The following is an 11,223-nucleotide window of genomic DNA, read 5'->3' as shown; positions in this document are numbered from 1 at the left end:
GGCAACGCCGTAGGCGAGCCACTGAGCGTCCGGTGTTTCCTTCTTTCCGCTCCCCCGAAATTCCTGGTTCCCGAAGAAAATTCGCCCGTGCTCGACCATCAATTCACTGGCCCCCACACCGTGCAGTTCATCTGGAATGGTGAAGTAGAAATAGGTGCGCTGCTTGCCACTCTTCGGATCAAGACTGACCAAGGAATTCGGGGCGACGGTGTCCGTCGAGACCTTCAGGGCCAGAACCTGATCACCGCTGGCCCGCAGGGGGGAGAGCCGCTGATCGGGGCCGGCCTCGAACTTCTTCCCTGAATGCCCGGTCGCAAGGTCGAACGTCACAACCCAGTTGGTGTTGTTCCCGAGCTCTTCACTCACATCACCGCTGGTGACAAGAACACGATCCCCGGCGACCGTTGCACCGGTGCAGCCGTCCACGCTGTCGGGGTCACACTCCACATTGTAGTGATCCCCTTCCATTCGGATTCCGGCACGGTACTTCCCTCGGTCGCTCAGCGAGATCAGATTCGTCACGTCGTAGTCACCCGCCGCCACGGCGAGCACCACCGGATCGCTGGAGATGATGTAGGCGAACTCCACACCCGGCGCGACCTTGTACGTCCACTGCGCCTTTCCGGTGCGCGGGCTCAGTTCCTGCACCCGGTAGTGGTCGCGCTGGCTCTTCTTGTCGAAGCAGTCGTACCTCAGCAGGAGCGCACGCCCACCGGTGAACCCGCCGTCATGGCACTGCTTCGTCCGGCCCCGCTGCCACAGCACCTTCCCCGTGGCCATGTCCAGACCGGCCGACCCTTCGTTCCACGACGTCGCGACGACCCCCTGCGTGAGGGTCATCCTCGTAGCCTCGGCGAAGAAGCCACGCTTGACGGGGATCTTCGCCTGCCAGACCTTTTCCCCGGTGCCGACCCTGAACATGACCACCTGATTGCAGAGATGGTCACCCGCAGGATCCTTGAACGCCACCGCCGCGCGTCCGTCGTTCGTCACGTCCTGGGTGACGGCGCAGATGTCACCGTCCAACTGGCGAGTCCAGGCATCGGATTCATCGGCGATGTTCGTCGCGACGAGACTTGATCCCTTGCCTTTCGCAAGAACCTTGTCCGTCGCCCACATTCCCGGCGCGATCAGCTTCCTGCCGGGCGCCAGGCCCCTTTCGACGACCACTCCTTCGATGTGGCCGGCACCACCCTTCGGGCTTCCCTCAACGGTCTCCCGAACAGCATCCGGAGCGCCCTTCTCCGTAGCCTTCCCCTCCAGGGAAACGGGCTCCTTCGACGAGCTGGGCCACACGTACCAGCCACCGACTCCCAGCAGCACCACCACGGCCAGGAGGAACACGCCCCACACAGTCTTCCGACGCCGAACACGTTCTTCGGCAGCCTGCCGAGACTGGGTGAACGGTGAGGGCGGTGGCCCGAATGACATCCTTTTCTCGCCCTTTCATTGAAATCGACCGCTCAGCCGCCGAAGGCTCCGCGGCCGCGTCGTGCGAGCCGCAAAGAGAACAGGGTGGACGCCTCCCGTGCGCGTCCACCCTGTGCCGACTCAACAGCCCTTGCCTACTGGAAGTAGCTGGCTGCCTTCTTGTCGCCGTCCATGTAGGTACCGCCAGAAGTACCGACCACGTGGCCGATACCGGTCAGCGCCGTGTGGATGTCGCTGGCCTCCTGGTCCCACTTCTTCAGCTTCTGGTCGAACGTGCTCTGCGCCTCGCCCTCCCAGTACTGCAGGCTCTTGACGACCATCTGCTTGAGCTCCTGCAGGTCGGCCTCGAGCGCCTTCGCCTCGTTGCCGATCTGGGTCGCCGCCTGGTCGAGCCCGTCGTAAGTGACGAGCAGCCCGTCTCCGTTACCGGCCATGTCCTTCTACCTCGTCTCGCTCGTGGTTCAGTTCCGACGTACTTCTGATGCGCTGGACTCGGTGTGCCTCAGTAGCTGCGGAGCGACGAGGCGCCATCCGTAACGGAGATCTTGTCCACCGACGCACGCACGTCGTCTTCGCTGCTGTCCTTGATGTTGCGCGTCTTGTTCATCGAGTCGATGACGTCGGCCAGGATCTTGCCGATGTTCTGCAGCGACTCGTTGATCTCGAACTGCTTCTTGTCGAAGGCGTTCTTACCGATGCCCTGCCACTGTCCTTCAAGGCTGTCGATGACGCCCTGCAGGTTGTGCACACGCTTGCGGATGCCGTCGTACTTCTCCGACATCTGCTTCTCGAGTACGACTACTTGCTGATCTTCGAGCTTCTGCCGTCCGCCAGCCATGGCGCTCCTGCCTTTCCTTGGTCTGCCTCTAGATCCAACTGCTCTGGCTCATGCCTCATGTGAGGCCGAGCCGCTCCCCCGTGGCCCGCCCTAGAAGCGCAGGGAACCCACGGTTGAAAGTCTCATCAGTTGCGGCGCGCCCGCAACACGGCCATTCCCCCGCCTCCGAGCACGATCACCGCCGCAACCACACCGAGCACAATCCACAACGTACTGCTGTCACTTGAGGATTCCGCTTCCGATCCTGCCGCTGAAGTGTCCCCATCAGAAGAGTCCTTCGGGGCTTGTGACGAGGCTGATGCAGAAGCTGAAGGAGTCGTGTCCGAGTTGGAGCCGACCGCTTCCGTCTTCTCGTTCGTGATCGGGTCGACGTCGGCGGCGCCCGGCTTTCCCTTGCCGTCCAGGAGGTTCTGCGACGGCCGGACCACGCCGTACCCGAGGTAGTTGCTCGGCGTGTTCTTCGGCCAGTCGCGGGCGGCCGTGTCGATCAGAACGCGGAGCACCTGGTTGGCGGTCCAGTCGGGGTGGGCCGACCAGATCAGGGCCGCAGCGGCCGACGCATAGGCGGAGGAGAAACTCGTTCCCGCGCCGCTGTTGCAGTACGAGCGGAAGGTCGTGTCGCACCAGTACGGCAGGTCGAGGCCCGGAGCCGAGAGGTCGATGTAGTCCCCGTGCTGGGAGAACTCGCCCACCTGTCCGGACTCGTCCAGCGAGGCAACCCCCACCACGCCGGGGTAGGCCGCCGGGTACTCGACGGGGTTCTTCTTCTTGGCCTCGTTGCCGGCGGCGGCGAAGAGCAACTTGCCCTTGGAGTAGGCGTACTTGACCGCGGCCCTCAGCTCGGGGTCGGAGTACTCGCTGCCGAAGGACATGTTGATGATCTTCGCGTCGCTGTCAGCCGCCGCGCGGACGGCCTTGTAGTCCGGCGGGGTGAGCTTCCGCTCGGCCTTGTCCTTGAGCTCGTCGAGCAGGATCCGGTACGGCACGATCTTGGCGCCCGGCGCGATGCCCTGGATCCCGCCACCGGCACCGGTTCCGGCGATCATCTCGGCGATCGTGGTGCCGTGCCCCGCGTAGTCCTGCGTCGCGTGGTACCCGACGTCCCCCGTCACCTCGTCGCCGAGCACCTGGCCCTTGAGGGACGCGGTCTTGGCGTTGACGCCGGAGTCGATCACCGCGACCTTGACGCCCTTGCCGGTGCTGACCTTCCACATCTGCTCGGACCGCATGTCGTCCAGGTACCACTGCCGGGACTGGACACCGTCCGCCGCGGCCACTCCCGGAGCCAGGCCGACACCCGCGCCGAGCACGGCTGCGAACGCCGCGCCGACGACGCAGAGGCGGTTCGCGGCGCGCCTCGCGGCGCGCGCCGTGCTCGTCTCGCGACAACTGGTCCCTGACTTCATGCTGGTGTACGTCCTCGTTCGCGCTTAGTTGATCACTGGCGGCACATTGCGCCGCTGGGCGTCGGGCAGGTGGGTTTCCTCGTCCTCGACCAGGTAGTCCGGCCGCTGCGTGCCCTCTTCCTCGTCAGGCTCGCCGGGCTTCTGGTTGCGGCCGGGTCCACGAACGAGTCCCGAGCCGCCCGAGGTGAATCCGGACCGCCCTGTGCGCGACGCGCCGCTCTTTCCCGTCGGCTTGCCGGTCACGGCCTGGGAAGCTCCCTGGACGGTACGGCCACCGGTGGGCGACTTCGCGCCGGCGGTCTTGGAGTTGGGCGCGCCGACCACACCACGCTGGCCGATCTGCCCGGTGCCGGATCGGGAGCCGGACTGCGGCTCACCGCCCACGACGACGCCGCGCGCCGTCCGCTGACCGCCCTTGCCGGCCGCGGGGGCGTTCGAAGTCGGCCGGCCGCCGACGACACCCGTACGGTTCGCGCCCGCGTTCCCGAGGCCATTGCCACGACCGGTCGCGGAGGTGGCGGCACGCGGGGTGCCGCCTGAGATGCCCCGCCCCGTCGCCGTCGGACGGCCGCCTTCGGTCGCGCCGCGCGCACCCGTCCGGCTGGTCGAACTCGGGCGTCCCAGCGGGTTGTTGGTGGCGCCGCGGTTCGCCTGCGGGGAGGGGCCACCGCCGGTGCGGCCCGGTGCGTTGTACGGCTTGCCCTGACCGCCGATGCCGACCTTGCCGGTCGACGTGGCGCGGGGGACGGAGGTGTTGGTGAAACCGGTCGGGAAGGGAGCCGTCGGGTGCGCGTTCCCGCTGCCGGGTCCCGTCGCCGTGGGCGTGGTCGTCACGGGGGTGTCGAGCGTCGGCGGCGGAAGGGTCCCGACACTGTCGATGGCCGTCCCCACCGGGCGGTCCGGAGAGGTGACCGAGCCGTGGATCTCCTTCACGTCCGAGTGCGCCTCGGGCACCGCGGTGGGCTCGACGACCGGACCCCCGGTGTGGCCCGCGGAAGGAGCGCCGCCCGTATGGCCGGGCGTGGTGGCACCACCGTCGCCGCCCGGGGATACGCTCCGCAGCCCCTGGGGCTTCGGCACGCCCACGTTCGGCATCATCTCGAACGTCGGCTCCTGGGACTGCAGCGTCTGCAGCCCCTCCGCCGACACCGAGTAGAACGACGCCAGCCGGTTCATCTGGTTGATCGCCTCTTGGCGGTCCTTCTCGACCCTGACCGCCTCGGCGTACTCGGGGTCGGACTCCGTCTGCTTCGCCGCCGACAGCTGCTCCGGCCGCTTCCGGTCGACGGGGTTGCGGGTGTCCCGCGTCTTCGGCATGGAGCTCTTCACCGAGGCGAGACCGGTGGCGGCGGCCGAGACCTGCACGCCGGCCAGTTCGACGTAGGTCGCGAGCTTCTCCGTGGTGCCGGCCAGCTTCGCACCCCACGTCTCGAAGGACGTGCCGGCCTCGCCCTTCCAGTCCTCGCCCGCGTTCTTGATGTTCGTACGCAGCTCTTCGGCCGCGTCGTTGATGGACTTGCTGGCCCGCCACAGCGCGTGGCCGGCCTCTTCCAAGTGGCTCGGCTTCGTGTTCTCCACCATGTCGAGCATGTTGTTGAGCGGGTGCTCCTCGAAGTACGAGGCCTGCTTGCCGTACTGGTAGGCGCGGCCCGAGCCGATGCCGAACGTGTCGTGCATCGCACCGGTGATGGTCTGCACGATGTTCGTCATCGCGACCTGACCGTCGGTCAGCTCCTCGGGCGTCGCCAGGTCCTTGGGAGCGGGCAGTTCCTCCGGGGCCCCGGTCCCCGGCTGCTGCTGCTCGTCGCCGCTCATCAGAGGTTCCCCTTGACCTTGACGTTCTTGTCGCCGGTGCGCTGCTGGGCGTGCTCGCCGGCCGGCTTCTTGCGCTCGGCAGCGGCTTCGCTCTCACGGTCGATCTTGGTCTGGATCGCCCAGAACCGGCGTCGCTGCTCCTCCTCCAGATTGTCGAAGCCGATCTCCGCTCCGTGAGCGGCGATCCCCATGGCCTCTATCTGGAGGGCCAGCATCTTGGAGAGTTCCGTGATCCGTCCGTGGATCGTGTCGTACTCCTTGTGCAGGCCGACCGCTTCGTGGAACTCCGCGGAACTGGTGACGGCGTCCTGCGTGAAGGTCTGATGGCTGACCTTGGCCGAGCTGCCGTCCGACCCCTCGAAGTCCTGAAGGATCTTGTCCACGCGCTGCTTGAAGGTCTTCAGCACACCGGCGCCGACCTTCAGGTCGGCAGCCGCAGCCTTCGACACGCCTCCACCGTCCGCCGGAATCACGACGCGTCCTCCCCGTTTCCCCGTGTCCCACCCGATCGCCTGTGGTCGGTCCTGCTCACCGCGCGATCGCAAAGCCAGTCGCGTCTTACAACGCGTTTACCACTGTAGTCACCCTGTACATCCGCTCCAACCGAGCTTCTGCGTTAACTCCGTTACGAGACTGCATCAGGCTCTCCGATTCGCCCCGATATCGCGCTCGGTGCGAAGTGAGCGTGGACGCATCGCGCCGTTGTACCGCTATGCGCGATCTCCACGGAACTTCCACACCCGGGAGGGTGGGGAGAAAAGGAAGGAGAACGGCGGCGGGTCAGTTGCCGGGAGAAGTCGTGGGCGAGGGGGACGGCAGGCGTTGCCATGCCATTCCCTGGTCCTCCGCCTGCTCGGCCCGGCGGGCCACGAGCGTCGCGATCTCGGTCAGTACCGCACTCGTCATGGTCTGTTCGCCGCCGTCGCCCGAGGCCAGGACGATCACCTGGCCGACCCGCACCACGGCGAACCCGCCCCGGGACGTCGCCGTCATCCTCGCCCCGTAGCCCATGCGGGCCGCGCGCTGGTCGCCGATCAGGCCGACGTTGACGTCGCGGGCCTGGACGAAGGAGTCCTTGTACTTGCGCAGGATCCGCGGATACCGGGCGCGCGCGGTGTCGGTGTCCTTGTAGGCGAGGACCGAGAAGCTGATCTGCGGCCGCTTCTCGCCGGAGAAGTCGGCGCGGGCGTACGAGGTGGCGTCGCCGCAGAAGCCGCCCGTCGGGCGGTCGCAGCGGATCGCCCCGCTCTGCCGCCCCTCGGCGACCGGTCCCGCGACCGCCGCCCCCGAGGCCCTCCAGCCCGGCATGGCGGCCGCGTCCGGCACGATCGACTTGACCTGGGTGCGCGTGAGGGGCTTCGTGCCGGGTTTCCCCGCGGCGCCGTCGTCACTGTCGCCGTCACCACCACCGCCACCGCATCCGGCGAGGAGCGGTGCGAGGGCGAGCAGGGCGAGGCCCAGTACGGCCGCGCCGTGGCGGCGCGAGCGGGCGCCGGCGGGCAGGCAACTGCCGCGCCGCTCACGGTCGTTCACGGAGATCGCCTTTCGTCGCGCCGGGTAACAGACGTCAGCCGCGTGGCTCCGCGGAGTCACGCGGCTGTCGCGGGGTTCCGTGTCAGCTCGCCGCCGGCGACGGGGTGTCGTCCGCCTGGATGGCGAACTTGATGTTCTTCCCGTCGACCGCGGTCACCTTGACGTTCACACCCAGCGTGCTGCCGTCGGACGCCGTGAGCTTGCACCGGGTCGTGGTGCCGACCTTGCCGGCGAGGTCCTCCGGGCAGGAGATGTCCGGCTTCGGCTGGCCGGTGGTGGAGGCGAGCTTCTCGGCGACCGTGTCGGCCAGCTTCTCCTTGGACATCTTCGGGTCGGTGCTGCCCACGCTCACCGAGCCCGAGCAGCCCACGAGCAGCGCTCCCGCGGCTACGGCCGAGAGGGCCCACGTGGCAGCGGAGAGGCGGGACTTGATCATGGTGGGTTCCATTTCGGGTGGCCAGCAGAAGGACGTACGAACGAGTGCGGCGCGCGGGCCGCACGGCGCGCCCAGCATAGGGGGGTCAGGAGTACTGACACTTGGCGCGTTCTGCAGCAAAGCAGTCAAACCGTAAGCCTCCATGGACTCTTCGCTCCACCAGCCAACGATCTTCACTGATGCGATCACCGCTCGGTTCCCGCCATGGCCCGGGCCACCGAGTACTGCGGCGTCGGCCCCATGCCCGGCAGCGGGGATGCCCTCATGGGGCGGGGACCCAGGACGCTGCTGGGCGTCCCGGAATTCGACGACAGGTTCCGAGTCGACACTCACGACGACGCTTTCGCCCGGAATCTGTCGCCGCAAGCCGTCGAGGAACGGCTGAACTATCCGTGCGACGTACTCGACCGGATTCCCGCGCAGACCTGGGCAGCGGGCTGAGGCAGCGGCCCTCGGTTCACAGAAGCACACGGCGTCGGCAATAATCTCGCGTCATGGAGCAACTGGGATTGATCTTGCTGAAGGTGCTCTTCTTTGCCGCTATCGCGGGAGTGTTCTTCTTCGTCATCAGATCATTCGTGCGCAGCAACAAGGAGGACAAGCGCATCAGGGAGGGCTGGGCGGCACTTCCGCGACTGGCCGCGGAGCGCGGCTGGACGTACGAGCAGCGCGCACGAGGCCGCGCCACCGAGTACTGCGGCATCGGCCCCATGCCCGGCAGCGGCGACAATCTGAGTGCGTGGCACTACGTCACGGGAGAGTTCCGCGGCCGCTCCTTCGTGTGTTTCGAGCACCGCTACAACAGTCCCATTTCGGGCAATCAGCCCGGAGATCGCAAACGCCCCACCATTGAATCCCTTTTCATGGTCGGCACGCCGGGCTCGGTGCCGTCCGTGGAGATCCTCCGGCCGAGCATGATGAACGTCGTGGTCGACCGGCGCGACAAGATGCAGCTCGGTGTATCCGCATTCGACGACACGTATCGAGTGGTCACCCAGGACGAGGATTTCACCCGAAGTCTCCTCAGTGACGACATGATGTCTTTTCTCCTCACGGACCCGCGCGCCAAGAAGTCGCCGCTCCAGCTGCGCCGTGCCGAGCTGTTCACCTGGTACACGGGAACGCTCTCTCCCTCGTCGCTCGACGACCAGCTCAACTACCTGTGCGACGTGCTCGATCGCATTCCGGAGCGGACCTGGACCGCTGCCTGAGCAAAGCCGAGTGCCCCTCCTCCCGGGACGACGCGTCGCCGCGTCCGGGTGAGGGGCACTTCGTGTGCGCAACGCGCAGGCGTTCAGGCAGATGTCTCGTCGTCCGCGGGGCGAATCGTCCGGAGGAACTTCTTGTAGTCCTCGATGACCTCGGCGAGTTGGTTCTGCTTCGCCGTGAGGACGATCTCGATGACCGCGCGCTGCGCCGGATTCCTGACGTCCTCCATGCCCAGGTACACCTGGCTCTGGCAGAGTTCGACCGGCTCTCCCCGCAAGGTGGTGGAGAGGACGAGGTTCTGGACGATCCCGGGTGAATCCGTCAGGCCCGGGATGTCCGGCGTACCGATCTCGGTCTTCTTCAGGACGCGCACGGAACCGACCTGCTCCAGCCGGGGGACCGACTCGTCGGCGATCTGCGCCATGGTGGCACCGTCGTTGCGCATCTCGCCGGAGAGGGTGATGTTCGCCGTGAACCCGCCGTCGACGGAGGCGCGGTGGAGCGCGACGAACGCGGCGTTCGGCGCTCCCACCTCGTCCGGCGGCGCGGCCTGCCAGCCGTCCGGCAGCGAAAAGGAAATCTTGACCGGCAACGTGGCCGTCATGGTGGATCCCATCCTTCGAATGGACTTCAGCTCAGGCTAGAACCAGCTGCCGACCGTGTTGTCCCACGCATCGCCCACGGCGTCGGCGCCGTCGCCGATCGCATCGGTCAGCTTGCCGGGGTCGACGGTGATGTTCACGCCGACCTTGCCGCCGACGCCCAGTCCGGCCCCGAGCTCGCCACCGATGGTGAACTTGCCGTCCTTCATTCCCAGATCGACGTTGGCCTCGGCACCGACGCCCGCCCATGCCTCGCCCGTCACACCGGCACCGACACCGGCGACGTCGGCGGAGACCGACCCCGTCGCCTTGGCCCCGGCGAACGCCTCGGCGCCGGCGTGCACACCGTCCTTGCCGACGGACGCGTTCACCGAGGCGTCGGCGCCGACGAACGCCTTGCCCTCGCCCTGCAGCGCGGCGTACCCGTACTCGAGGGAACCGCTCGCGGAGGCCTGCGCGAGGTACGCCGTGCCCGAGGCGCCGGCCTTCAGCTGCCCGTTCGCGACGCTCGCGCCGACCGAGCCGTCCACACCCAGTGCCGAGACGTCCGCCGCGTACTTCCCCTTGAACCCGCCGCCGGAGAACTGATCGGACACGCCCTCCTTCCACGCACTGGCGTTGCCCGACCACTCGGCCAACTTGATGTTCCAGTCGGCCTTCTTGCCGGGGGTGGTGGGGTCGCCGTCCTCGCCCTGCTCGGCCTTGTTCCGGAGGTACCAGTTGCTGTCGGCGTCCTTGCCGAACTCCTTCTCCCGACGGCGCCAGTGGCTGGCCTCGTCGGTCACCCACTTCTTGTTCTCCCTGGTCCACGCCGTGGGTGAGATGGCGCTCTTCGCGACCCCGTGGTCCTCCCACCACTTCTTGGCGTCGACCCCGCTGCGCACGGCCACCAGCCAGTCGGGGCTGTCCTTGGCGCTGCCCGCGAGCTCGTTGAGCTTTTTGGTGAGCTTCTCGGCTTCTTCCTTGAGCTGCTTGCGCGCGCCGTCCAGCACCTGCTCGGCGCCTTCGTGGTCGTCGGCCTTCCACTTGTCGATCGCGTTCCCGGCCTGCCCCTGCGCCCAGGTCAGGGTGGAGCAGTACGAGTGGATCGCCTTGGCGGCACCCGACATCGCGTCGCTCGCGAAGTACCAGTTGGTCTTCTCCTTGCCCAGGGTGGGCCAGAAGACGTCGCTGGCCTCGCCGACCCAGCCCTTGATCCGCAGGTCGCGCAGACCGTCACCGATCTTCTCGAACTTGTCCGACCACTTGCCGAGCGCGGTCTCGATGTCGCCGAGCTTGCCTGCGTCGCCCGGAATGAGGGCCTTCGGGTCGTCGGTCGACCCGAGCGAAGCTGCCATGAGTGCGGAGTCCCCGTCCTTGTCCGTGCGTTGTTCCTGCGGTCCCGCGCCTAGACCAACACCGTCTTGACGGACTTCACCGCGTTCCGGATGGCGGTGTCCGTGTCCTCGTAGTCGCCGTTGGCCTTGTCCAGTCCCTCCGACAGCGTCGCCGCGCAGTCGGCCAGGAATCCGGCCCCCGACTCCCACGTGGCGCAGAACGCCACCAGCGCGGCGGCCGCGTCGTCGTTCTCGATCGCGGGGGCCTGCCACGCCTCGTCGCCCAGGTCGACCTTCTTGACCGGCTTGAGGATCGCCTCGATGTCCTTCGCGCCCTGTTTCAGAACGCCCGGGCCGACGCCGAGATCCGCAGTCACGACACATTCCCCCGTTGGAAGCTCTTCGCAGATATGCGCATTAATCAGGCATCGACAGCCTGTGGCGCCCACGGACGCTATCACCGGAATCCAGCCACAAAACGCGTACTCACCCTCCCTTCACGACACCGACCCCACAGCCCCTCAGGCCCCTTCACCACCTCCGCATCTCTCGCGCGGGGGCGCAGGGCGCACGGCGTGACGAGCAACGGAAACCGACGAATTCACGACGTCGGCGTCGCCCTCGGCGACCGCACCGG

General features: G+C 67.3%; 13 protein-coding genes. 2 read left to right on the top strand and 11 right to left on the bottom strand.

The window, feature by feature from the left end; all coding sequences use genetic code 11:
* From M4J07_RS43180 to M4J07_RS43145, 8 genes are all read right to left on the bottom strand, one after another.
* Nucleotides 1-1,344, bottom strand: a 1,344-nt coding sequence (locus M4J07_RS43180) for an outer membrane protein assembly factor BamB family protein (protein ID WP_255981907.1), incomplete at its 3' end; no start/stop codon positions are given.
* 221 nt (nucleotides 1,345-1,565) lie between these two features.
* Entirely contained in the window at nucleotides 1,566-1,865 is a 300-nt protein-coding gene (locus M4J07_RS43175) for a WXG100 family type VII secretion target (protein ID WP_255981905.1), read from the bottom strand.
* Nucleotides 1,866-1,933: 68 nt separating this feature from the next.
* On the bottom strand, nucleotides 1,934-2,269 hold the full coding sequence (locus M4J07_RS43170) for a WXG100 family type VII secretion target (RefSeq protein ID WP_255981903.1): 336 nt from the start codon (nucleotides 2,267-2,269) through the stop codon (nucleotides 1,934-1,936).
* A gap of 125 nt (nucleotides 2,270-2,394) precedes the next feature.
* Entirely contained in the window at nucleotides 2,395-3,675 is a 1,281-nt protein-coding gene (locus M4J07_RS43165) for a S8 family serine peptidase (protein ID WP_255981901.1), read from the bottom strand.
* 24 nt (nucleotides 3,676-3,699) lie between these two features.
* Entirely contained in the window at nucleotides 3,700-5,490 is a 1,791-nt protein-coding gene (locus M4J07_RS43160) for a hypothetical protein (protein WP_255981899.1), read from the bottom strand.
* Nucleotides 5,490-5,939 (bottom strand): hypothetical protein, encoded by a 450-nt coding sequence (locus tag M4J07_RS43155; protein WP_255981897.1) that lies wholly within the window; start codon nucleotides 5,937-5,939, stop codon nucleotides 5,490-5,492. Before M4J07_RS43155 ends, M4J07_RS43160 begins: the two co-directional genes overlap by 1 nt.
* 331 nt (nucleotides 5,940-6,270) lie before the next feature.
* Nucleotides 6,271-7,023, bottom strand: a complete 753-nt coding sequence (locus M4J07_RS43150; protein WP_255981895.1) for a hypothetical protein — start codon at nucleotides 7,021-7,023, stop codon at nucleotides 6,271-6,273.
* Between the two features lie 82 nt (nucleotides 7,024-7,105).
* A complete protein-coding gene (locus tag M4J07_RS43145) occupies nucleotides 7,106-7,459 on the bottom strand; it encodes a DUF4333 domain-containing protein (protein ID WP_255981893.1) in 354 nt (117 codons plus the stop codon).
* A gap of 204 nt (nucleotides 7,460-7,663) precedes the next feature.
* On the opposite strand from M4J07_RS43145, the gene M4J07_RS43140 reads away from it, so the two are divergent.
* A complete protein-coding gene (locus M4J07_RS43140; protein WP_255981891.1) occupies nucleotides 7,664-7,900 on the top strand; it encodes a hypothetical protein in 237 nt (78 codons plus the stop codon).
* 53 nt (nucleotides 7,901-7,953) lie between these two features.
* Nucleotides 7,954-8,670, top strand: coding sequence for a hypothetical protein (locus M4J07_RS43135; RefSeq protein ID WP_255981889.1), 717 nt, complete (start codon nucleotides 7,954-7,956; stop codon nucleotides 8,668-8,670).
* Between the two features lie 83 nt (nucleotides 8,671-8,753).
* Here the strand turns inward: M4J07_RS43135 and M4J07_RS43130 are convergent, their stop codons facing one another.
* The 3 genes from M4J07_RS43130 to M4J07_RS43120 are packed head-to-tail and all read right to left on the bottom strand — an operon-like array spanning nucleotide 8,754 to nucleotide 10,963.
* Complete coding sequence (locus M4J07_RS43130; protein ID WP_255981887.1) at nucleotides 8,754-9,272, bottom strand: hypothetical protein; 519 nt, start codon at nucleotides 9,270-9,272, stop codon at nucleotides 8,754-8,756.
* Between the two features lie 36 nt (nucleotides 9,273-9,308).
* Complete coding sequence (locus M4J07_RS43125) at nucleotides 9,309-10,607, bottom strand: putative T7SS-secreted protein (protein WP_255981885.1); 1,299 nt, start codon at nucleotides 10,605-10,607, stop codon at nucleotides 9,309-9,311.
* Nucleotides 10,608-10,657: 50 nt separating this feature from the next.
* The gene (locus M4J07_RS43120) at nucleotides 10,658-10,963 is read right to left on the bottom strand and encodes a hypothetical protein (protein ID WP_255981883.1); all 306 of its coding nucleotides are present in this window, start codon (nucleotides 10,961-10,963) and stop codon (nucleotides 10,658-10,660) included.
* Nucleotides 10,964-11,223: the final 260 nt, after the last annotated feature.

Source organism: Streptomyces longispororuber (assembly GCF_024448165.1).
GTDB classification, from domain to species: Bacteria; Actinomycetota; Actinomycetes; order Streptomycetales; family Streptomycetaceae; genus Streptomyces; species Streptomyces longispororuber_A.
This window is presented reverse-complemented; position numbering and strand designations above follow the sequence as displayed.

Excerpts from the sequence above, each read along its gene's own strand:
- M4J07_RS43175 (WP_255981905.1), bottom strand. The coding sequence starts at position 1,865 with ATGGCCGGTAACGGAGACGGGCTGCTCGTCACTTACGACGGGCTCGAC.
- M4J07_RS43170 (WP_255981903.1), bottom strand. The coding sequence starts at position 2,269 with ATGGCTGGCGGACGGCAGAAGCTCGAAGATCAGCAAGTAGTCGTACTC.
- M4J07_RS43165 (WP_255981901.1), bottom strand. The coding sequence starts at position 3,675 with ATGAAGTCAGGGACCAGTTGTCGCGAGACGAGCACGGCGCGCGCCGCG.
- M4J07_RS43160 (WP_255981899.1), bottom strand. The coding sequence starts at position 5,490 with ATGAGCGGCGACGAGCAGCAGCAGCCGGGGACCGGGGCCCCGGAGGAA.
- M4J07_RS43145 (WP_255981893.1), bottom strand. The coding sequence starts at position 7,459 with ATGATCAAGTCCCGCCTCTCCGCTGCCACGTGGGCCCTCTCGGCCGTA.
- M4J07_RS43140 (WP_255981891.1), top strand. The coding sequence starts at position 7,664 with ATGGCCCGGGCCACCGAGTACTGCGGCGTCGGCCCCATGCCCGGCAGC.
- M4J07_RS43135 (WP_255981889.1), top strand. The coding sequence starts at position 7,954 with ATGGAGCAACTGGGATTGATCTTGCTGAAGGTGCTCTTCTTTGCCGCT.
- M4J07_RS43130 (WP_255981887.1), bottom strand. The coding sequence starts at position 9,272 with ATGACGGCCACGTTGCCGGTCAAGATTTCCTTTTCGCTGCCGGACGGC.
- M4J07_RS43125 (WP_255981885.1), bottom strand. The coding sequence starts at position 10,607 with ATGGCAGCTTCGCTCGGGTCGACCGACGACCCGAAGGCCCTCATTCCG.